The 21106-nt window shown below is 52.0% G+C and carries 17 protein-coding genes and 1 pseudogene; 15 read left to right on the forward strand and 3 right to left on the reverse strand.

Going from position 1 to position 21106, the window contains the following annotated elements; translation table 11 throughout:
* Window positions 1–462: 462 nt before the first annotated feature.
* Complete coding sequence (locus tag ACQ86O_RS10595) at window positions 463–684, forward strand: hypothetical protein (RefSeq protein WP_431225181.1); 222 nt, start codon at window positions 463–465, stop codon at window positions 682–684.
* 42 nt (window positions 685–726) lie between these two features.
* Here the strand turns inward: ACQ86O_RS10595 and ACQ86O_RS10600 are convergent, their stop codons facing one another.
* The 3 genes from ACQ86O_RS10600 to ACQ86O_RS10610 form a co-directional block, all read right to left on the reverse strand.
* Complete coding sequence (locus ACQ86O_RS10600; RefSeq protein ID WP_431225182.1) at window positions 727–1101, reverse strand: lysozyme inhibitor LprI family protein; 375 nt, start codon at window positions 1099–1101, stop codon at window positions 727–729.
* Window positions 1102–1220: 119 nt separating this feature from the next.
* The gene (locus ACQ86O_RS10605; RefSeq protein WP_431225183.1) at window positions 1221–4301 is read right to left on the reverse strand and encodes an efflux RND transporter permease subunit; all 3081 of its coding nucleotides are present in this window, start codon (window positions 4299–4301) and stop codon (window positions 1221–1223) included.
* A complete protein-coding gene (locus tag ACQ86O_RS10610) occupies window positions 4301–5386 on the reverse strand; it encodes an efflux RND transporter periplasmic adaptor subunit (RefSeq protein ID WP_431225184.1) in 1086 nt (361 codons plus the stop codon). Before ACQ86O_RS10610 ends, ACQ86O_RS10605 begins: the two co-directional genes overlap by 1 nt.
* 888 nt (window positions 5387–6274) lie before the next feature.
* Here ACQ86O_RS10610 and ACQ86O_RS10615 point away from each other — a divergent pair.
* The 14 genes and pseudogenes from ACQ86O_RS10615 to ACQ86O_RS10680 all read left to right on the forward strand — a co-directional run bounded on the left by ACQ86O_RS10615 (window position 6275) and on the right by ACQ86O_RS10680 (window position 21024).
* A complete protein-coding gene (locus ACQ86O_RS10615) occupies window positions 6275–6469 on the forward strand; it encodes a DUF4762 family protein (RefSeq protein ID WP_431225185.1) in 195 nt (64 codons plus the stop codon).
* Between the two features lie 211 nt (window positions 6470–6680).
* Window positions 6681–7355: a DsbA family protein gene (locus tag ACQ86O_RS10620; RefSeq protein WP_431225186.1), complete on the forward strand. Its 675-nt coding sequence runs from the start codon at window positions 6681–6683 to the stop codon at window positions 7353–7355.
* On the forward strand, window positions 7355–8302 hold the full coding sequence (locus ACQ86O_RS10625) for an ABC transporter (protein WP_431225187.1): 948 nt from the start codon (window positions 7355–7357) through the stop codon (window positions 8300–8302). The genes ACQ86O_RS10620 and ACQ86O_RS10625 overlap by 1 nt, the downstream gene beginning before the upstream one ends.
* A gap of 24 nt (window positions 8303–8326) precedes the next feature.
* Window positions 8327–10473: pseudogene (locus tag ACQ86O_RS10630) on the forward strand (peptidase domain-containing ABC transporter).
* A 95-nt stretch (window positions 10474–10568) separates the two neighbouring features.
* Window positions 10569–11651, forward strand: coding sequence for an efflux RND transporter periplasmic adaptor subunit (locus ACQ86O_RS10635; RefSeq protein ID WP_431225700.1), 1083 nt, complete (start codon window positions 10569–10571; stop codon window positions 11649–11651).
* A complete protein-coding gene (locus ACQ86O_RS10640) occupies window positions 11644–13599 on the forward strand; it encodes an ABC transporter permease (protein WP_431225188.1) in 1956 nt (651 codons plus the stop codon). The genes ACQ86O_RS10635 and ACQ86O_RS10640 overlap by 8 nt, the downstream gene beginning before the upstream one ends.
* Window positions 13599–14990, forward strand: a complete 1392-nt coding sequence (locus ACQ86O_RS10645; protein ID WP_431225189.1) for an efflux transporter outer membrane subunit — start codon at window positions 13599–13601, stop codon at window positions 14988–14990. Before ACQ86O_RS10640 ends, ACQ86O_RS10645 begins: the two co-directional genes overlap by 1 nt.
* 4 nt (window positions 14991–14994) lie before the next feature.
* The gene (locus ACQ86O_RS10650; RefSeq protein WP_431225190.1) at window positions 14995–16245 is read left to right on the forward strand and encodes a beta-ketoacyl-[acyl-carrier-protein] synthase family protein; all 1251 of its coding nucleotides are present in this window, start codon (window positions 14995–14997) and stop codon (window positions 16243–16245) included.
* Window positions 16246–16247: 2 nt separating this feature from the next.
* Window positions 16248–17051: a MaoC/PaaZ C-terminal domain-containing protein gene (locus ACQ86O_RS10655; RefSeq protein WP_431225191.1), complete on the forward strand. Its 804-nt coding sequence runs from the start codon at window positions 16248–16250 to the stop codon at window positions 17049–17051.
* A 15-nt stretch (window positions 17052–17066) separates the two neighbouring features.
* Window positions 17067–17315: an acyl carrier protein gene (locus tag ACQ86O_RS10660; RefSeq protein WP_431225192.1), complete on the forward strand. Its 249-nt coding sequence runs from the start codon at window positions 17067–17069 to the stop codon at window positions 17313–17315.
* Window positions 17316–17322: 7 nt separating this feature from the next.
* Complete coding sequence (locus tag ACQ86O_RS10665) at window positions 17323–18057, forward strand: SDR family oxidoreductase (RefSeq protein WP_431225193.1); 735 nt, start codon at window positions 17323–17325, stop codon at window positions 18055–18057.
* A gap of 625 nt (window positions 18058–18682) precedes the next feature.
* Complete coding sequence (locus tag ACQ86O_RS10670; protein ID WP_431225194.1) at window positions 18683–19231, forward strand: tyrosine-type DNA invertase; 549 nt, start codon at window positions 18683–18685, stop codon at window positions 19229–19231.
* Between the two features lie 494 nt (window positions 19232–19725).
* Window positions 19726–20247 (forward strand): fimbrial protein, encoded by a 522-nt coding sequence (locus ACQ86O_RS10675; RefSeq protein ID WP_431225195.1) that lies wholly within the window; start codon window positions 19726–19728, stop codon window positions 20245–20247.
* A gap of 99 nt (window positions 20248–20346) precedes the next feature.
* Window positions 20347–21024, forward strand: a complete 678-nt coding sequence (locus ACQ86O_RS10680; RefSeq protein ID WP_431225196.1) for a fimbrial biogenesis chaperone — start codon at window positions 20347–20349, stop codon at window positions 21022–21024.
* Window positions 21025–21106: the final 82 nt, after the last annotated feature.

Below are 21106 nucleotides of genomic sequence, written 5' to 3' on the forward strand. Positions count from 1 at the left end.
ATTGGTATGTTTTCATCAACGCTAATTCTCGCTTTTTGGAGAGAGTAACTCAATATACCTTTTCATCGGAATTTATACTGCCAGATATCCGATAATAAAAAATAGAATAAGACTCAACTGTTTCATCAATATCAGGAACATCTGGAAAACCTGAAATTTTCAGTCTGACTTAAAAGTCCAGGTTTTCTTTGCTAACGGCAGTGGCAGCAAGGTAATCACCCTGCTCAATCGGGCCGTTCACAGCGGGAATAGCCTGAAATCAGTGGGATATCGACTGCAGAATGATTCAGCCAGGGCGCTAAAGAGGGGGCTGTGGATATCGATTGCCGATATTTCTTTTGTGTTTCACCCCTACACATTTTGCGACTATTCCGCATCCATCACTACGGGCATTGGTGGTACAGTGGCGCGATTTCTCTTGAATGTGATGTTTTTTGAACGACTGAATACCGAGGTGTGAGTATGAGTAAGTTAATTGCAGCAGGTCTGTTGGCCGCTTTACTGTCAGGGTGTGCCACCGAGTCGCCTTGCGTACCGGTCTATGACGATCAGGGCCGCCTGGTACATACCAATACCTGCATGAAGGGAACGACTCAGGATAACTGGGAAACTGCCGGGGCTATCGCGGGTGGCGCAGCAGCGGTAGCTGGCCTTACATTAGGTATTATCGCGTTAACCAAGTAATGGTTTTAGGGCAGGGGCGCGGTAAGCTGCGCCCCTGCTGAATTATTGCTGCTGAGCCAGCTTGTTGCTGTCACAGCCGGTGCTTTTGCACTCCCGCTCCACGCTTTTCAGGAAGTTGATCCTCTTTTGCATAGTGTCGTTTGAACAGGCGACATTAATCTTCGAATCGTCACTGCACTCTTTGTCCCTGTTTTGCAGCCACTGGATCTGCGATTGCTTCAGCGTCTGTTTCTGCTGCGGGTTCAGCAACCCCATCACCTTCTTGTATTCAACATTGATCTCCTGATCCAGTTGAACCATTTCCAATGCGGCGCAATAGGTTTTGTCATAGGCAGTTCGCGGGTTGTCACAACCGCCAGCCAGTGCTGCCGCAGAGGCTAATAATAATGAACATCCCAGGATTGTTTGTTTTATCACGTTGCACTTCTCCATGTTTATTTTGAGCCATGCACACAGTAAACCAATGCCTGGTTTTGAAACAGTCCGGCAAATGTAAAATGCCCTCTTTATGGTTAAAGAGGGCAGGGTAAGGCAGATCAGACCTCGGCTTCAGCCGTTGCCTTGTTCTTGTCAGAGTTCATGCAGCTGTAGATCACGGGCAATACCAGCAGCGTCAGCACGGTGGCAAAACCCAAGCCGAACATGATAACCACCGCCATACTCTGGAAGAAGGCATCGCTCAGCAGCGGGGCCAAACCGAGCACGGTGGTAAAAGCGGTCAGTAATATTGGGCGCAAACGTGACGTTGACGCGTCAATAATCGCTTCCAGGATCGGTTTTTCCTGCCGCTGCAAGCCTATCTCTTCAACCAGTACAATACCGTTACGGATCAACATGCCGCTTAAACTCAGCAAGCCGATCAGCGCCATAAAACCAAACGGGATGCCCGTCAGCAGGAAGCCGAGCGTGACCCCGATCAGTGCGAGCGGGATGGTCAGCCAAATGGCTACGGCATTTTTCAACGAACTGAACATCAGCACGGTGATGATGAACATGATCACAAAGGCCACCGGCAGGCTGGTGAACAACCCAGCCTGGGCTTCTTTGGTGCTCTCATAGTCGCCACCCCAATTCAGCTCATAACCTCGAGGCAATGGGATGGCATCAATGCCAGGCTTGATCCGTTGCAACAGTTCGGCGGAGGTCTCGCCGCTCTGCGAGCTTGGATCTGCCTGTACCGTTAAGGTGCGTTTACGATCCCGGCGCATGATCAACGGATCCTCCCAATCGGTGGTGAAACCGTTAACCACGTTGTCGATAGGGATAAATGCCTGCCGCGCCTGGCTCCAGATCATGACGTCATTCAGCCGCTCCGCATTCAGCCGCTCGGCATCCGGTGTTCTTAACACAATCGGCATCAGCCGGGTGCCGTCGCGGTAGAGGCCCACGGCGATCCCACCAAAGCTCATGCGCAGCGCACTGTCTATTTCACGTTTATCCACCCCCAGTTCGCGGCCAAGGTAATCCGAGAATTGCGGGCGAATGACTTTACTACGCTCTTGCCAGTCATGCATTACGCCATCGGCATCAGGATCGGCACTGGCGATCTTCTCTGCTTTGGCAGCCAGCGAACGCAGCACATTCGGATCCGGGCCGATAAAGCGGGCCTCGATAGAACTGTTATTCGATGGCCCGAACATGATGCGTTTGGCCTGAGCATTCACCTGAGGGAAATTATTGCGTACATAGCTTTCTATCTGGCCGATCATGTCAGGGATCTGGTTTAGCTGTTTGGCCCGCACCATGACCTGCGCATAGTTGGAATACTGGCGCTGCGCGTTATAGGTGAGCATAAAGCGCATGGCCCCCTGGCCGATCGTGACCATGGTATCGCTGACGCCGCTTTGTTCCTTGATATGCTGCTCGATCTGGGCGGCAATTTTTTCGGTGTAGGCAATATCGGTGCCGTAGGGCAGCCAGAGATCGACAAAGAAAATCGGCGTATTGGATGGCGGGAAGAAGCTTTGGCGAACGTTGCCAAAACCTATTACCGAAATCACCAGTAATCCCGCCAATACCGATAGCGTTATGGTGCGCTGGCGCAGCAGCTTACCCAGCAGATTGCGATAGGCGCGGAACAGCCAGCCATCATAAGGCGTTTTGGCGGGTTCATCGGCTTTTGGCTCGGCGACTTTCTGTTTTTCAAACGCCCATTTGGTGAAGACTGGCGTCAGGGTCAATGCGGTAAACCAGCTCAGCATCAGCGAGATAAGCAGGACCTGGAACAGCGATTTACAATATTCCCCGGTGGCATCGTTCGACAGACCGATCGGTGCAAACGCCAGGATGGCGATGACGGTGGCCCCCAGCAGCGGAAACATGGTGCGTTTTACCACGTTGTTGATGGCCTTCAGGGTATTTTCCCCCTGTTGCCTACCAACCAGTACCCCTTCGACGATCACGATGGCGTTATCCACCAACATGCTCAGGGCGATCACCAGTGCACCGAGTGAAACACGCTGCAGCTCGATATTGAACAGCTTCATGATCAGCAGTGTGCCCAGCACGTTTAACGCCAGCGAAGCGGCGATCACCAGCCCGCTGCGTACACCCATGAAAATCAGCAGGGTACCGACCACGATCAGCAGTGCCAGCAAGAAGTTCATGATAAAGCCGTTAACCGCCCCTTCCACTTCATGAGACTGATCGTAGAAGACGCTGATATCCATCCCGGCCGGGCGTTCTGCCTCCAACTGGGCCAAACGCGCCTTGACCGCTTCGCCAACCACAATCACGTTAACGTTGGGGGCAAAAGAGACCCCGATAGACAACGCAGGCCGCCCGTTGGCGCGGTAGATATTGTTGGGGGAGTGCGTCACGCCCTGGCTGATGGTGGCGATATCCCGCAGATAGACGCTGCGGGGGCTGCCCGGTTCGCTAATCAGCAGGTTACCCAACTCCTGAACGCTGGCAAACTCACCGGTAGGATGCAGCCTGATCGACTCGCTGCCCACCAACAGATCCCCGGCGTTGGACACCACGTTTTGCCTGCTTAACAGGTCGTAAAGCCGCTGGGGGATGATATTGGCGGCGGTCATCTGGGCGCGGGAAATCTCAATCTGCACCTCTTCCGGTATAACCCCGACAATGGCTACCTTGCCCACGCCGGGCACCACCACCAGTTCGCGGCGTAACAACTCACCAAAGTTGCGCAGTTCCTGATTGCTATAACCGTCGCCATATAAAGAGAAGAAGAAGCCGTAAACATCGCCAAAATCGTCGTTTACTATCGGCGGGCTGGCACCCGGCGGTAAACGCAAGGCGGCATCGCCAATGCGCCGCCGCAGGATGTCCCAGATCTGTGGCAGCTCGGCCGCCCCATACTCGGCACGGATATTGACGGTGATTTGCGACAGCCCGACGCTGGAAATAGAGGTCACGTTGTCAATATACGGGAGTTGTTGAATGGCGTTTTCCAGCGGCAGGGTGACTTCTTCTTCCACCTGCTGGGCGGAGGCGCCGTCATAACGGGTCACCACCACCGCCGTTTTAATGGTAAAGGCCGGATCTTCAAGCCTGCCGATATTCAGAAACGCCAGCACGCCGCCAACACCCAGCAGCAGGATCGCCAACCAGATACGGGTGCCGTTGTTGATAAAGTTCTCTGTCAGTTTCATTACAGACCTCGCTCACGGACCCAAGCGCGCACTTCCTGATTTGGGCGCAGTTCGCGGGTGCCGGCGGCAACGATCCGTTCACCATCGGCCAGACCGGAAACGATCTGGATGCCGTTGGCCGTTAACTGCCCGGTCTCAACCTGGCGAGATTCAACAAACAGCTTGCCATCGCGATCCTTGATGACCCAGACGTGGGGCTGGTTACGCGCGGTGTTATCCGGGTTAAAGACTGCCTCGACGGGCACAATCACGTTGGCGGTCTGAGCCGCCCCGGCCAGATTGCCGAGATTGATTTTGACAGTGCCACTCATACCGGAAAGCATGGGCAGGTCTTGCGGACGCGGCATGCTCAGGGTCATCTGGTAGGTTAATGACCCTGCCGTGGTGCTGGAGGTATGCTCTTTATAGCGGGCGGTAAACTCGCGGCCCGGCAGATTATTAAGTTGAACAATGGGTTGGTATTTCGCATTGTTTTCATCAATGACGATAAACAGATTTTCGGGGATATTGAAAACCACATCCAGTGAATCCAGCGCGTTCAATGTGGCTATCGGCTGGCCAGCCGGGATCACCTGATAGTTGCGGGCACTCACGGTGGCGATAATGCCGGCAAAAGGTGCCCGGATTTGCATATCACTGACTTCTTCCTTGGCCAGTTTCAACGCCGCCTGGGCCGAGTCACGGGCTGCCCGATGGACGTCAAGTTCGGCGCGCGGAATGACATTACGTGCGCTCAGCGTGGCAAAACGGTTGAACTGAGCCTGTGCCAGATCGAAGGCGGCTTGCCGATCCCGCAGCCGCAGGCGCGCATCATTGTTGTTGAGGTTAGCAATGATTTGCCCCTGGCTGACCCGTTCCCCTTCCCGGACCCGCAACTGCTCCAACTGCCCGGGGCGCTTAAAGGCCAGTTCGGTGCGATCGCCCGCGAGGATCCTGGCAGGGAAGATCCGCACCCCTTGCTGGGCACTGTTGCTTACCTCAAAAATGTTTACTGGCCGAACGCTTTCGTTCTTCTCTGGGGGCTCTCTGTCGCAAGCGGAAAGAAAAAGGGTGAACACTACCACGGCAACAAGTTTTATATTCACGATGCAATCTCTTCGGATCAGATTTTAAGGGAGCGACAAATCAATCCGTTGGCCGTACTGCGCCTAAGGGCTATCGCTCGTCTGGGCCCGTTCTGGCCCTGGTCCATGCTATGGCGTGGACTAAAATAACTCGTGGCATCTGTCAGGCTGGGCAACAGGCAACAAGTCAAACTTGCTGAAAAGACAAGGCCAATACCAAGTGATCCCCTTGTTTCCTTTGGTATCAATCACTCGCGGCTTCTTAAAGTCTAGTGCGCTTATAGCAATATTGGAGGAATTATCTTCAGTGCGGAGCCACGTTGTGTTGGAGGGATATTTGCCGACCCTGGTGTGTTGGCTTATGCTAGGACCGCCGTCTTTAAATTGGGGCAGTGGCTTCAACTTTTTGTCTTCCAGAGTCATCAAAAATGACCCCAACTGCATTTTTTCTGCTCCTTATCTGTGATAAACCCACCTGCCATAGCCAGACATAGACGGTGATCGTCCGTTGCGTTGTTTAGCTTTTCTTGCAAGTCGTGCCGATCAGGAGGATGAGAAATAGCACCAGATAAGAAAGATCCTGCATGCATTTCTTTTTATTTAATCAGAAATTAAAAGGGGGATGTAAATACCCGGTAATTAACATAAGAATTTATAAGAAATATCCTGTATTAATAATTTATTGGCTAAAATCAAGAGTGTAACCAATGGTCAAAATTGTATTGATCTGCTTTAAACGTCACGCTATCCTTGTCTACATTACAGAGGGAATGTAAATATAACACTCCAATTCTGCGCTTTAATAAAGGCATGGTTACCGTGCCTTTATATTGAGCGTAGAATTGTTCTATCACTAATGGTAGACAATAGTAGGGATGTTTTATTTCAATTTTAAATAAGGATGATGTTGTGAAAAAACTTAATATCACTGAAGCGGATGTAATTGTCGGCGGTACCTGCAAAGAGAAAACCTGTAGCGTTACGTATGCTCGCGGTGCTGGTGGTGCTTGCATGGCAGTGACTACCTGCTTGGATAAGCACGGTAAAGTAGCTAGCGAAACTAGCGCTCCAGCGGATGCAGCTAACTGCGTTGGCTTGCCATAATAGCCGCTTAGGTTTCCTGGATTTCAGGAGATAAGTGTTCAGGCTGATGCGATGGTTTTTTCGCATCAGCCTGTTTAATGGAAGTGCTTTTTTGATGGACAGGGATGTGATTGCTGCTGGTTTTTTCAGCGGCGCAAACGTGCTAAATAATACAATGGCAGCCCGCCCGTTATAAGAGCTGATTGATATGCCTGCTTAGGATGTATTATTTATGTTCAAGAAACCCCTGCTTCTTATTGCCTATACCCTTCTGATTATTATTATATCCTCGCTGATTACCACGGCATACTTCCACTATTTCGTTCTGAATCAGAATGCAGGTTCTGAGCAACAGAGCCTGACCGCTGTTAGCGAAAACGAAGTTAAAAACAGCCCAATAAAAGATGACAACACCATTATCGAGATTTTCTCCTATGGCTGCCATTATTGTGCGTTAAACGAAGAGAATATTGACAAGCTGGAAGCGCGCATGCCTGCCGGATCAAAGCTGGTCCGTCTGCATATCAACAACGAGCAGAGGAATGGTTTGGCGAGTTTCTCTCCGTTATTTGCTACGTTGACGGTGATGGGGATTGAGCCACAACATCGTGAGAGCGCTTATAAAGCCATCATCAAAGATAAAATCGATCTGACTAACCCGCAAAACCGCGATAACTGGCTCAAGGAAAATGGTATCGACCTTGATGCCTATGCCAAAGCCAGCCAGACACCGCAGGTGAAAGCGTTGCTGGATTATATGACCGAAGTCTCCAACTATTACAAAATCAGCGCTACGCCGACGTTTATTGTCAACAAAAAATGGCTGGCTCTGCAGGATCGTGACTTCCCTGAATTTTCCGACCAACTGTTGTCATTGCTCCAACATGACAAATCGCTGGAGCAATAATGCGTTTCTTTGCCGTGTGGGTTTATTTGGCCTGGAGAGACTCCCTCACAAAATTAGCCCACAGCTTTAAGCCATTACGCCGGGCGCAGGGTAAAGTCGTCTGCTGGCTACTGCGCCATGGAAATTACCGCTGGTTCCTCTGGTTGGGTGCGATTGGCCGAACGTTACGCTTAAGCAACCGGGGTGAGCGCAGGCGTGCCTTTGTGGCCGAGGCCAATAAACAATGTCTGCTTGGAGATGGCAGCAAACTGAATTACGCCAAGCTCAGCCAGCGCCGCCGTTTGCTCGATCTGGCGGCCACTTTTGGGCAAAACCCTCAGGTGAAGGCCCAGTTGGATCGCTGCCAGCAACAGCTCAATGCGGTAGTTGAACCTCTGCATCAGGCGGGCCACCCGGTGGTGCTGGCCCCGCTGCATATGGTCTCCGATGTTTTGGCCGGGATGGTTGGTGGTGGTGTTTTCCCTGGTCAAGCCACGGTGATTGTTTCCGTCAGCGCAGAGGCCTACCAGGAGCGAGCGCGTCAGATCGGTGGGGTTAACCTCTCTTATTGCTCTATCCATGACGATAGCCGGGAGATTGCCAGCAATTTGACTGCCGCGATTATGGAAGCGGCCGATCATCAGCGCAATATCATGATTTTCCCTGATATCACTCCCGATTACACCGTGAACACCAATGAAGCGGAAACGGCGAAATTGCATTGCCGGCTGTTTGATCGCCCTGCCAATTTACATAGCGGGGTGATCCGCATTGCCCGGGCGCTATCGGCGCAGGTGGTTTTTTATTATTTGTATTACGACAAAGAGATAAAAATCCATATTGATCCGCCGATGCCTGCACGCGAACTGAAAGCCAAACTGCCGGAAGTTATTGAAACCTCCATCACCCGGCACCCTGAAGACTGGCTGCTATGGCACTCACATTCGTTATTTTTTATCAATGCATAACCTGGAAATTTAAGAACTCAGATCATGGAAAAGATAATCCCAACGCTGGTTTTTCAAGGCGAAACGAACGAATGTGGGTTGGCCTGCATCTCCATGATGGCGGAAACGCAGGGGATCAGCGCCCCTCTGGAGAGCCTGCGTGAGCGTTATCCTGCCTCGCAGCACGGCACCTCGTTGGCCACGCTGTGTACCATTATGTCTGAGCTGGCAATGCCGGCTTACCCGGTGCTGTTCGAACATGACGAACTGGCGGAAGTACCGCTGCCAGCAATCTTGCATTATGGTGCTAACCACTATGTATTGCTGGCTTACCGCAAAGGTAACCATGTCTGCGTGATGAACCCGGCGATTGGCCAACAGTTGCTGCCTATCGACGCATTGAAGCAAGAAATCAGTGGCTATGCGCTGGTGCTGGACAGCGAAACACCTGCCGATCCGCAGGCGCAAGCCAACATAAAACGCAGCAAGCGATTCAGCGCGCTTGAAACCATGAGCTTGAAGGAAACGGCTGGTATAAGCGGTATTTACCGGCTGATGGTGCTGGCGTTTCTGATCTCGCTCACTCTGTTTATTATGCCGATGATGGTCAGCAGTGCCATCAACCAGGTTTTTCAACCGCAGGGGAAACCGATTTCCCGTATTTCTGGTTCCTGCTGGCATTTGTCGTGTCGACCACGCTGGCCTTTGCCGTGCGCTGGATAACGGAACGATTTATCAAACGCTTTGTGGTGGTCAACAGCGTCGCCGGGTTCTCGCGGCTGCTCAGCAATTCACTGAACTTCTTCGATAAACGTTCTCCGGGCGAAGTTTACAGCCGTTTTTCCAACTGGCAGATGGCTTCTGGCATTAAAATTGAACTGGATAACGGCCTGCGTACCGACTGGATTATCGGGGCTATCGCGTTGGCGGTGATGTGTTATATGAGCCCGCTACTGGCCACGGTATCGGCCGTGGGCGTAACGCTGATGGGGTTGGTCAGCGTCTGGGCCATTTATCGTGACCGTTATTACACTCAGCAGTTGCAGGTAAAAAGTGCCGAACAGAGTGATTTTATTCTGGAGAGCATTCAGGGCTTCTCTACTATCAAGTCCGCCGGGCTGGACAGCCAGCGCAAAAGCGTGTTTGCCAAGTATGCCCTGTCGCTGTTTACCTGCCGCCAACAGCAGAAAGTCTATGAACAGGTAAAAAGCAGTCTGTATCAGTTGATCGGTAGCCTGGAGATGGTGTTCTTTATGCTGCTGGCACTGCCGTTGCTGAAAAACGGCACCATTTCTCTGGGGGAGTTCTTTGCCTACAGCTTTGTGCGCGAAATCTTCACCTCGTATATCACCAAGATCTTCTATTCCATTCTGCAAAAGAACCAATTGCATGTGATTGATACCCGGGCACGGGATCTGTTCCCTACCAGGCCGGAGCAGGATGTGTCGAGTGATGCGGTACCCCCTGCGATCCCGAAATTCACCTCGCAGTTACGCTATCGCAATATCGCTTTCGCCTATGATGCGCAACAGCCGGTGTTACACGATCTGTCTCTGTCGCTCAAGCCAGGGCAAAGCATTGCTATCGTTGGCGAATCGGGTGCGGGTAAAAGCACCTTGCTTAAGGTGATGACCGGCCTGATGCCACCGCAGCAGGGTGAGGTGGTGGTTGATGATCAGCCAATCGCCTATCAGCAGGTACATACCCTGTTCTTCCTGCAAAGCCAGGAAGACATTCTGTTCAGTGCCTCGGTATTGCAGAACATTACGCTGTTTGATGACAACTACGATGAGCGCAGGCATCAGCAGATTGAAGGTTTCCTTGAAGGGCTGAATCTACGCACGGTAGTAGAAAAGTTGCCGGGTGGCCTGAATGCCTTGATCCGTGAAAGCCATGCCGGGTTGTCGTTGGGGCAGCGTCAACGTTTGTTGCTGGCCAGGGCAATGTACAGTGAATGCCCGGTGCTGGTGCTGGACGAGCCAACCGCCAACCTGGATGAGGAAACGGCACATCAGGTGATGACCACTCTGCTGGCACATTGCCGTGAAAGCCATAAGACGCTGATCGTTGTAACCCACAGCGAAAGCGTATTGCCGATGTTTGATCGGGTTTACCGCATGAACAATGGCCATATGGAGAGCGTTTCCACCCAGTTTGTGCCGCAACCGGCTATGACAACGGCGGTGTGCTGATGAAGGCTAAAGTGGCGGGTGTTGCCAAACGCAAGCTATTGCTGATTGCCGCCCTGGTTTTGGCGGTGTTGATTGGGGCAGTCGCCTGGCATGTCATGACGCCTGAACAGAGTGGTGCACTCAGCACTGAGGTGGTCACTCGTGGCGATATCGAGAAAACCGTGCTGGCTACCGGCATCCTTAAACCGGCGCTACAGGTCAGCGTGGGGGCTCAGGTCAATGGTCAGTTGCAAAAGCTGTATGTGAAACAGGGCGACCATGTAACCCGTGGGCAGTTGCTGGCGGAGATCGACCCCACATTGCAACAGAATGCACTGCGTAAATCGCAAGCGGCATTGCAAAGTGCCGAGGCACAAAAGCAGGTTACCCAAGCGACGCTCAAACAGTATCAGCAGGAGCTGCGACGCCAACTGAGGCTGGATCGTGATGGTGCGGGCACTAAAAGCGATCTGGAGAAGGCGCAGGCGCAGTTCCAGACGCAGGTTGCGCAGTTAAAAGTCAATGAAGCGCAGATCGTTCAGGCGCAGATGGAACTGGAAACCGCCAAGGCGAATCTGGGGTTTACCCGCATCGTGGCACCGATTGACGGCGAAGTGCTGGGTATTGTCACCAAAGAGGGGCAAACCATTGTTTCTTCTCAAACCGTGCCAACGATCCTGGTACTGGCGGATATGGATACCATGACGGTGCATACCCGCATTTCAGAAACCGACATTCTTAAAGTTCGCGTTGGCCAGCCGTTGTGGTTTTACGTAGTGGCGGATCCCAAGCGCCGCTACGACAGCGTGATGGGATCGATCCAGGAGGCACCTAACGATGCCTTGAAGGAAGACAGTGCAACGTCGCCCTCAAATAATCAACAACCCTCGGCAGTGTATTACAACGGGGTGTTTGCCATTGCCAATAGTCAGCGTTTGCTGCGGACTTCGATGACCGCCCAGGTATTTATCATCACCGAACAGGCGAAAAACGCAATACGCGTCCCGGTTGCCGCTTTTGGCCCGCAACAGGGTAAAGACCGCTATCAGGTGCAGGTGATGAACGACGGGCAGTTGGAGACGCGCTGGATCCGTATTGGTCTTAACGATCGCCAGTTTGCCGAAGTGAAAGAAGGGTTGAAAGAGGGGGATCGGGTGGTGCTGGCCCAACCGGCGTCCGGGAGTGGCCACAATGGTTGATCATTCCTCCCCCTTGATTGAACTGCGCGGGATCTCCCGCCATTTTGTGTCCGGGCCGCAGACGGTTGCGGTACTGAAAAACATCTCGCTCTCCATTCAACGTGGTGAAATGGTGGCGATTATCGGTGCCTCCGGTTCGGGCAAATCCACGTTGATGAACATCATCGGTTGCCTGGATAAGCCAACCCAGGGCGAAATGCAGATCAAGGGGATCTCCACCCAACTGGCCAGCAGTGAGCAGTTGGCCCAATTACGCAGCCAGTACATCGGATTTATTTTTCAGCGTTATCATCTGATGCCTTACCTGAGCGCTGCTGAAAATGTTGCCATTCCCGCTTTGTATACCGCGATGCCCGCGGCGGAGCGTCAGGTTCGAGCCGAATATCTGCTCACCCGGCTGGGGCTGCAACAACGTATGGAATACAAACCGGCGCAGCTTTCTGGTGGGCAGCAGCAGCGAGTCAGTATCGCCCGCGCGCTGATGAACGGGGCGGAAATCATTCTGGCCGATGAGCCTACCGGCGCGCTCGATCGGGCCAGCGGTCAGGAACTGATGGGGATCCTGCACTCCCTGCACCGTTCTGGGCACACCATCATTATCGTCACCCATGACCGTGACGTTGCCAACCAGGCACAGCGCATTATTGAAATCAGTGACGGTGAGATTATTGCCGACAGGCTCAATGAGGCTGTGGCACCGCTGGAAACCAGGCCTGCTTTGCCGGTGGCGGCGGCTACTGGGCGCACACAGTTCTGGCAGAGCGTGAAAGAGGCGGTCAAGATGGCCTGGCGGGCGCTATTGGGTCACCGTGCCAGGGCCTTTTTGTCGATGCTGGGCATTATCATCGGCATCTCTTCAGTGGTGTCATCCATGGCCGTTGGCGAAGGGGCACGGCAAAGCATTCTTAACGAAATCAGCCAACTGGGGACCAGTACGCTGGAGATCCGCCCCGGCCTGGGCTGGGATAAACCTCGCCCTGATTTTGCCCGCGCTCTGAAGGTCTCTGATGTAGAACTGCTGGCGCTCCAACCTTATGTCGACAGCGTTTCACCGGTGGTCAGTAATACGGTCAACGCAGTACGTGGTGGTAAACAGGCGATGGTGTCGATATCCGGTATCAGCAATGCCTATTTTCGTGTGCAAGGGCTGCATTTCCTTTCCGGCAACGGTTTTACCCAGCGCGATCTGGATGAGCGTGAACCGGTGGTGATTATCGATCCGGAACTGCGAGCCACGCTGTTTGAGCAGGATGAGGCACCCGAAGGGGAAATCATCCAGCTTGCAGGCACCCCTTACCGGGTGATCGGTATTGCCGAGCGTAAAGGCGGCAAGTTCAGCGGCATGATGCTGGGGGCGTGGATGCCTTATACCTCTTTGCTGGAGCGCATGTCTGGCAATATGCCTATCGAATCCATCACCCTGCGTGTGCAGGACAGCATGTCACTGCATGAGGCGCAAGGCCGCGTAGAGCAATTGCTGGAGCAGGCTCACGGCCAACGCGACTTTTTCACTCAGACCAACGACCAGATGACACAGGCGATCCGCAAAGCGTCGGATTCCATGACGTTGCTGATCACGGCCATCGCCGGGATTTCACTGCTGGTGGGCGGGGTTGGGGTGATGAATATCATGCTGGTTTCCGTCACCGAACGTACCCACGAAATCGGCATACGTCTTTCGGTGGGGGCGCGGCCTGGGGATATCATGCGTCAGTTCCTGATTGAAGCCATGGTGATCTGCTCGCTGGGCGGGATGATCGGCATTATCGGTTCTGGGCTGGCCGGGGTGATTTTTTCCTGGGTGACCCAGGAGTTCACCATGGTCTTTACCTGGCCGCCGATCGTGCTGGCCTGTGGATTCTCGGCATTGATTGGTTTGGGTTTTGGCTTTTTCCCTGCGCGCAACGCGGCGCGCCTTCATCCAACGGAGGCGCTGGCGCGCGAGTAATGATGAGAAAAATCTCTCTGACATTGATGTTGCCCCTGCTGCTAAGCGGTTGCGGTGGCTTAGTGAAAAGCGATTACCAGCAGCCAATGCTGTCGGTGCCCACCGAATGGCGGGTGCAGGATACCGGTTCTTCTTATCTGCAACGAGGCGAACACTGGTGGGACAGTTTTGACGATCCACAGCTCTCAACCCTGATCGGCCGTGCGCTGACCAGCAACAACGACTTGGCCATTGCCGGTTTGCAACTGCAACAGGCACGGTTGGCTGCCGGATTGGCCAATACCAACCTGACGCCAGGCGTTACGCTCGGTGGCAGTGCCAGCAATAGCAAAAAATTGCGTAACGATACGACGCCAGCCGAGTCTTATAGCACCTCCCTTGATCTGAGCTATGAGCTGGATCTGTGGGGCAAGCTGGCACGCGCCAGGGAACAGGCGCAATGGCAGGTGGAGGCGACGGAGCAGGATCGGCAGAACACCGCGCTGATGTTGATCGGCAATACGGCCCAATATTATTGGCAGGTCGCCAACTTTAATCAGCAGATCAAGCAACAGGAAGCGGGGCTGGAGATTGGCAGGCAAACGCTGCAAATGGTGCAGTCACGCTATGCCGCCGGTGCCGCCGGGCAGCTCGATCTGCTACAGGCGCAACAGTCGCTGATCGATCGTGAAAATCAAAACCGTACGTTGCATCAGCAGCGGGAAGAGGCCCGTAATGCGCTGGCGATCCTGTTTAACCGCTCGCCGACTGACCACCAGGCGGAGCGCACCTCTTTGGATATTGACCAGGACGTCCCTATTGCCAAGACGCTGCCAGTTGAAGTCATCGCCCGGCGGCCGGATGTCAAGGCGGCGGAAGGGCGTTTGCGCGCAGCCTTGGCTGGTTCGGATGTTGAGCGCCTGAGCTTCTACCCGTCGCTTTCACTGAGTGCTTCACTCGGTGCTGTCAGCAGCGTTTTCCAACAGTGGTTCAGCAATCCGGCCAGAACCCTGGGGGCCAGTGCCTCCTTGCCATTTGTGCAATGGAATACCGTGCAACTGACCATCGAAAAGTCGGATCTGGACGTCAAGCAGGCGGCGATAACCTTCCGCAGCAAGGTCTACAGCGCGCTTTCCGATGTGGATAACGCCATGACGCAGCGGCTCAGCTATCAGCAGCAAAGAAAGAATCAGCAGCAGAATCTGCAGCTCAGCCAACAGCGTTTGGCCCTGGCCAAGAGCCAGTACCAGGCAGGGGCGGTTTCTTTCCAGACCTTGCTGGATGCCGAGGATGCATTGCTGAACGTTGAAACCAATTTATCGAACCTGCAATACAACTACCTGAATTCCACCATGAAACTGTGGTTGGCGTTGGGCGGCGGTGTGGAAAAAGAAAATGATAAGGAAGGATGAAATCATGAATAAAGATTCTATGCCACGTCGCGTGGTGGTCACCGGTTACGGGGCGGTCACGCCTATGGGGATGAATGCCGAGCAAAGCTGGGCAGCGATCATGGATTACCGCCTGGGTTATCGCTATGTCGATAAATCCAACGTGGGGATCCAGTCGCGTTTTCTCGGGCTGATAGACGAAGAGCCAAATTTGAAAGGGGTGCCGGCGGCGATCCGTCGCCGCCTGCCACGCTTTGCCCGGCTGGTGCTGGGAGCGGCCCGTGAAGCCATGACCATGGCATTTCAGAGTGAAAGCCCAGCGGCGTATTACGACCTGTTGGAATGCGGCACCATCATCGGCAGCGGTTGGGCAGGTCAGGATGAAACCCATTATAACCACGCAGACTTTGTGCGTTCGGGGCTAGGTTCGCCGTTCGGTTGTTTCCAGTCAATGCCTAACGTGGCAACGGCGGCCTGCAGCCTGTACTGGGGGTTGCGTGGTTATCAGAACAGCCCGATCGCCGCCTGTGCGACAGGGACGATGGCCATTGGCGACGCTTTTGAAGTGATCCGCAGTGGCCGAGCCTCGATGATGCTGGCTGGGGCGGGGGAATCACTACGCAGCGATGCGGCGGTATGGAACATCGACGTACTGCGTGCTTTGGCTAGTGAGCAAGAAGATATCAGCAAAGCCTGCTGCCCATTCAGCCTCGATCGCAACGGTTTTGTGCTGTCGGAAGGTGCTGCCGTATTGTGTCTGGAAGAGCGCGAAGCGGCACTGGCGCGTGGGGCGACGATCCTCGGTGAAATTAAAGGTTATGGCAACTATTCAGATGCTTTTGACTTCACTGCGCCGGCGGAAGACAAGATTGCCCGAGTGAAAACTATTCAGCATGCACTGACACAGGCAGGGATATCCCCCGATCAGATTGACTATATTAATGCGCATGGTACCTCCACGCCACTTAACGATCTGAACGAAACGCAGGCGATCAAACTGGCGTTGGGTGATGCGGCTTACACCACGCCACTTTCCAGCACCAAATCCTATTCCGGGCACCTGATTGCGGCGGCGGGCAGTTTCGAATCCATTATTTGCCTGCAGGCGTTGCAGCATCAACTGATGCCTGCCACCTGCCACTTGAAAAATGCCGATCCGCAGTGCGATCTGGACTACATCAGTGAGGGGCATCGACCTGCCAGATTGCAGAACACGCTGAACCTGAGTTTTGGTTTTGGTGGTGCAAACGCGGCGCTGGTGATCGGGCAGGCATAAGCATGAACCTTAACTACAGCCTGCGCGATGCCGAAGAATGGGCGGCCTTTTCGGGCGATTACAACCCAATCCATTTTGACCTGCAGCATGTGCGTCAAATGGGATTGGAGCAACTGAGCGTTCACGGTATGCGGGCGATGCTGGATATGAAACGCCATCTGAGTGCGGCCCTGCTGGTTAGCGCTCCTCTGGCTGATTACTATGCTTTCAGCGCTCGTATGCGCCAGCCGGTATTGTGCCAAACCCCTTACCACTTGCAGATTACAGGCAATGGTGCGCCGGTGAACGGTAAATTGCTGGATAGCACCACGCAGCAAAGCTGCTTCACCGGCAAGCTGACCGTTGCTCAGCCGCTGTTATTAGCGGTTGATGCTGCGGAACATGCGCTGACAGTTGCTGAAGTGATGGAACTCGCTCAACGGTTTCCTGGGGATGTCGCTGAGGCTACTCAGGCCTGGAGTTTCTTCGACGCATTGCTGTTCCAACTGTTGGTGAAATCCCCGGAAACGCTGGCGACGTTAACCACGGCGTTGCCGGAACTGACTGCCGCGACGCTTATCGACGTATTTGCACAGATACGTGTGGTGCAGACGCACCATGAAACCCATTTTAGTGCCAGATTATTTACCCCTGATGCCCATCTTCAACTTGAAGAGCGGCTGCATTATGCCATTCAGCCCATGTTGATCATGGGAGATAAAAATAATGGGTTTGTTTTACGTGCGGTGATCCAGGCCCGAATACGGCAGCAACCGCTGATAATGACCGCTGTAACCTTGAAAACATGGCCGTTGGCCGCTAATTAAAATAAGGACATAAATATGGAAAAGTACCAACAGGTTTACGACACCGTGTGTGAAATGATTTGTGACGCCAAAGATCTCGAATTAAGCGATCTGGCACCAGAGATGCCGTTGCATCAGTTAAAGCTGGACAGCCTGGACTATGTTGAGCTGATGGTGTTGGCCAAGCGTGAGTTTGGTGCCACACTCAGCGCTGAAATGTTTATCGAAAAACCGAATATGACGCTGGGTGAGCTGTGCCAGAACCTGGCTGACCAGCAAAAGTAATCATCCTATGACTAAACAATGGGTGTTAGTGACTGGCGGCAGCCGAGGTATTGGCCGTGCGCTGGTGGAAGAGCTGGCCAAAGAGTGGAACGTGGTATTTACTTGCCGCAGCAGTCAATCAGCTTCAAGTGAGGTCATTGAAGCCTGCGCCGGTTTGCCGGGTTGGGTGGAAAGCTGTGTTTGTGATGGCAGTGAAGAGCAAGAGGTGAACTTTTGCGCTCCAGAACTGCTGGCGCGGCACGGTGCACCTTTTGCGGTGATCCATAATGCCGGTATCACGCAGGATGGTTTGCATATCCAGCAAACGGGTGATCGCTGGCGGCAGGTGATAGACACCAACCTCAACGCCATATTCTATTGGAACCGCCACCTGCTGCCAGCGATGATGGCTCAGGGGGAAGGCGCCATGGTGCTGATGTCTTCAGTGACGGGTATCAAAGGTAACATTGGGCAGACCGCCTATGGGGCCAGTAAAGCTGCGATGATTGGTATGGGCAAATCGTTGGCGCTGGAAGTGGCTCGCTTTGGTATCCGGGTGAACTGCCTGCTACCGGGAATTATTGAAAGCGAGATGACGCAAGCTATCCCTCCAGAGGCGCTGAAGGCTCTGCGCAAGCAAATCCCGCTGCGCCGTTTAGGCAAAGCTGGCGAAGTTGCCCGCACCACGGCATTTCTTATCGGCGATGACAGCCGCTATATGACGGGCCAAAGTCTGGTTCTTGACGGTGGTTTGACCGTTTGAGCCAACGTAATGCTTGGGGTATTCCTGCATACCCCGAGCTTTCCTGAAAAAATTAATCCTCCCTACCGAAACGCTATTCTGCATTATTTACATCATTTTTCAGAGCATTCCTAATCTTATATAACCTCTGCCACAGGTAAATATTTTCAATCTGATTAATTTTTTGCGCTACAGGCTGCATTCTCTGGTTTTTTTACCTTTTTTGCTAAAGGATAATTCTTTTGTTTTTTTAGGGATTATCTTGTGTTGGCGGCCGGTCTAAAAAACGGTCATCCCCTGGTACTTTGGGTTTAATTGTTTATTTACTGGAATTAGTTTTTATTGTTTCATTTGATCTGAATGATAGCTGTTTGTAGGGGAGATAAATTTGTTTTTATCACGAGATATAACTTGGCGGTTTTTTTTGGTTAGCTTCCCTTACCTTTATATGAATGAATCTTAATCGTTTCTGTTGTAATTATAGGGCTGTTAATCAAGGCTGTGACATTTTTGCTTATGGGCTATACTCCACGCAGGATTCAGGATGTTATCCGGAGGCAGGGGCTAAAAGCTTCTGAAAGTGACTGTGGAGATGACAAAGGAAAAAGAAATCCACATTTTTCTTTGTGAAAAGTAAAGAGGTACTATGACCAGTCGTAAGCATTTAACTCCTTCTGAAGTGGAGAAATTGCTCGAGGCAACCTTGAAGGGCAAGAATCCTGAACGTGACTACTGCTTGATCTGGATGTGTTTTATCCACGGGTGCCGGGTCAGCGAAATTAATAGTTGGCGGTTGTCCGATATCGATCTTGAAGGTGGCAATATCTATATTCACCGGTTGAAAAATGGTTTCTCCACTATCCACCCTTTGTATGTTCGTGAACGGAAATGCTTACAGCGTTGGATGGCAAAGAGAAAGAGTTATCGGGGGGCAGACAGTGAATGGCTGTTTCTCTCTAACCGAGGCTCCCGTTTATCACGTCAGCGTATTTATTGGTTAATTCGTAATTATAGTAAAGAGGCTAATCTGGAGGTAAATGCTCATCCCCATATGTTGCGACACGGCTGTGGTTTTGCCTTGGCAGACCGAGGGATTGATACTCGCCTGATTCAGGATTTTCTTGGCCATAGGAATATTCAGAATACGGTGTTATATACCGCAAGTAATGCCAGACGCTTTAAGGAAGTTTGGTGAGTGATGCGTAATTAAATATGTCTAATGAGTCACTTTGAACTAAATTGCAACATACTCTAAGGATGCTCCAAAATAATGTCAACACTAACAATTCAATATTTCCACTGCCAAGCAAAAACCCTTAAATAACAGTATATTAGAAATTTATTTTCGTTGGACCTTCACCTGGAAAATCTCAGAACGTTCTTAATTACGCTTCCTGCAGTAAAAATCATAAAAGCCACTAATTTTTTATCCAGACTTTCTATCTGATAAATCAGGTTGTATTAATCTAATTCAGCATATCATGCTTAAAAATTGACTTTGCTAGGGTTTTTCTCTAAAGGAGTCACTTTAGTTCAAAATGAATCGTTTGGCTGGAAAGGTTAACGCTGCCCAATAATTATTGGCGGAGGGGGTTTCCAGGCTCTGAACTAAATAAAAGGAATGACATAGGGTTATGTCAGAAATAAACAAGTGCGCGTTGAAGTGCATTATTTTAAAGGAAAAGTAGTATGAACAAGAATCTGATTGCTGTTGCTGTGTTGGCTGCCTCCGCGTTTAGCACCTCTGTATTTGCTGAAGACGGCAAAGTTAACTTCTCTGGTACTATCATTCCTCAGGGCTGTGAAGTGACTGCTGATACTGTAAACCAAATCGTTGATCTGGGTAAAGTTTCTGTAACCTCATTCCCAAGCTCTGGTGCGACTGCCGGGTCTAAGGATTTCAGCCTGAAGCTGAAAAACTGCCCAACTACCATTACCGCTGCTACCGTGCGTTTTGACGGCATCCAGGTACCAGGCAATAACTCTATTCTGGCACTGACTGACGAAGCTAACGTTGCAACTGGCGTTGGTATCCAGATCGCTGACAACCAGAACAAAGTCATTAACCTGCATCAGGATTCAAATGAATATCCACTGGTTAGCACTGGTGAAAATATTCTGAAGTTCGTTGCACGTTACGTTTCTACCTCTGCAACTGTGACCGCTGGTCCAGCTAACGCAGTGAGCAACTTTACCATTGTTTATCAGTAAGTTTTATCTGCCCATTATTTTTTGGGCGGCATAAGGCCTGGTCAGGGGGTGAAAGCCGCCCTGGCTATTTTCCTCAATGGTTGAAGTGGGTGAACAAAAATGAAAGTTTGGCGGAGTACGATAGTCGCAGCGCTGTTATTTACCTTTGGCGCACAGGTTCAGGCGGGCGTCATTATCGGTGGAACGCGCCTCATTTATGACGGTAGCAAGAAAGAGGCTTCTCTGAGTGTCGGTAACCCTGACAAAGTCCCATACCTGATCCAGTCATGGGTGGACTCGTCCGACGGTGATACCTCTAAAGCCCCGTTTATCATTACTCCTCCTTTATTCCGCTTGGATGGTGATCAAAACAACGTTCTGCGTGTAGTGCGCGCTGGCGGTAATTTACCGACCGATAAAGAATCACTCTATTGGCTGAATATTAAGTCCATTCCTTCGGCTGAGAAAAAAGAGAATACACTGCAAATCGCGGTGAAAACGCGTATCAAATTGATCTACCGCCCTCAAGGTTTGCCTGGCTCATTGGAAGAAGCGGCTCAAGGATTAAAGTGGCAACGTAGCGGTAACGCCGTGCAAGTCACTAACTCATCGCCGTATTACGTTACCTTTTTCAAAGTCCGGGTTAATGGCAGTTTATTAAAGAATGCCACCATGGTTGCCCCGCAATCCAGCGCACGCTTTGACTTGCCAACCGGTGTTACCGGTGGTGCTTTGAGCTGGGAAATCATTAATGACTACGGTGGTACCAGTAGTAAGCCGTTCACCGGGAATTTATAACCGTAACTGTCAGGACAATAAATAACATCAATCTCTGCACAGGTAGTGACAGAGAAAGGACGCGGCTTGCCGGAATTAACTG

It is taken from the genome of Serratia sp. L9, from assembly GCF_050632285.1.
GTDB lineage: Bacteria > Pseudomonadota > Gammaproteobacteria > Enterobacterales > Enterobacteriaceae > Chania.

Bases quoted from the DNA above. Each gene is read 5' to 3' on its own strand.
- ACQ86O_RS10640 (WP_431225188.1), top strand. From the start codon at position 11,644: ATGGTTGATCATTCCTCCCCCTTGATTGAACTGCGCGGGATCTCCCGC.
- ACQ86O_RS10660 (WP_431225192.1), top strand. From the start codon at position 17,067: ATGGAAAAGTACCAACAGGTTTACGACACCGTGTGTGAAATGATTTGT.
- ACQ86O_RS10635 (WP_431225700.1), top strand. From the start codon at position 10,569: ATGACGCCTGAACAGAGTGGTGCACTCAGCACTGAGGTGGTCACTCGT.
- ACQ86O_RS10595 (WP_431225181.1), top strand. From the start codon at position 463: ATGAGTAAGTTAATTGCAGCAGGTCTGTTGGCCGCTTTACTGTCAGGG.
- ACQ86O_RS10670 (WP_431225194.1), top strand. From the start codon at position 18,683: ATGACCAGTCGTAAGCATTTAACTCCTTCTGAAGTGGAGAAATTGCTC.
- ACQ86O_RS10655 (WP_431225191.1), top strand. From the start codon at position 16,248: ATGAACCTTAACTACAGCCTGCGCGATGCCGAAGAATGGGCGGCCTTT.
- ACQ86O_RS10625 (WP_431225187.1), top strand. From the start codon at position 7,355: ATGCGTTTCTTTGCCGTGTGGGTTTATTTGGCCTGGAGAGACTCCCTC.
- ACQ86O_RS10605 (WP_431225183.1), bottom strand. From the start codon at position 4,301: ATGAAACTGACAGAGAACTTTATCAACAACGGCACCCGTATCTGGTTG.
- ACQ86O_RS10620 (WP_431225186.1), top strand. From the start codon at position 6,681: ATGTTCAAGAAACCCCTGCTTCTTATTGCCTATACCCTTCTGATTATT.
- ACQ86O_RS10680 (WP_431225196.1), top strand. From the start codon at position 20,347: ATGAAAGTTTGGCGGAGTACGATAGTCGCAGCGCTGTTATTTACCTTT.
- ACQ86O_RS10665 (WP_431225193.1), top strand. From the start codon at position 17,323: ATGACTAAACAATGGGTGTTAGTGACTGGCGGCAGCCGAGGTATTGGC.
- ACQ86O_RS10675 (WP_431225195.1), top strand. From the start codon at position 19,726: ATGAACAAGAATCTGATTGCTGTTGCTGTGTTGGCTGCCTCCGCGTTT.
- ACQ86O_RS10645 (WP_431225189.1), top strand. From the start codon at position 13,599: ATGATGAGAAAAATCTCTCTGACATTGATGTTGCCCCTGCTGCTAAGC.
- ACQ86O_RS10650 (WP_431225190.1), top strand. From the start codon at position 14,995: ATGAATAAAGATTCTATGCCACGTCGCGTGGTGGTCACCGGTTACGGG.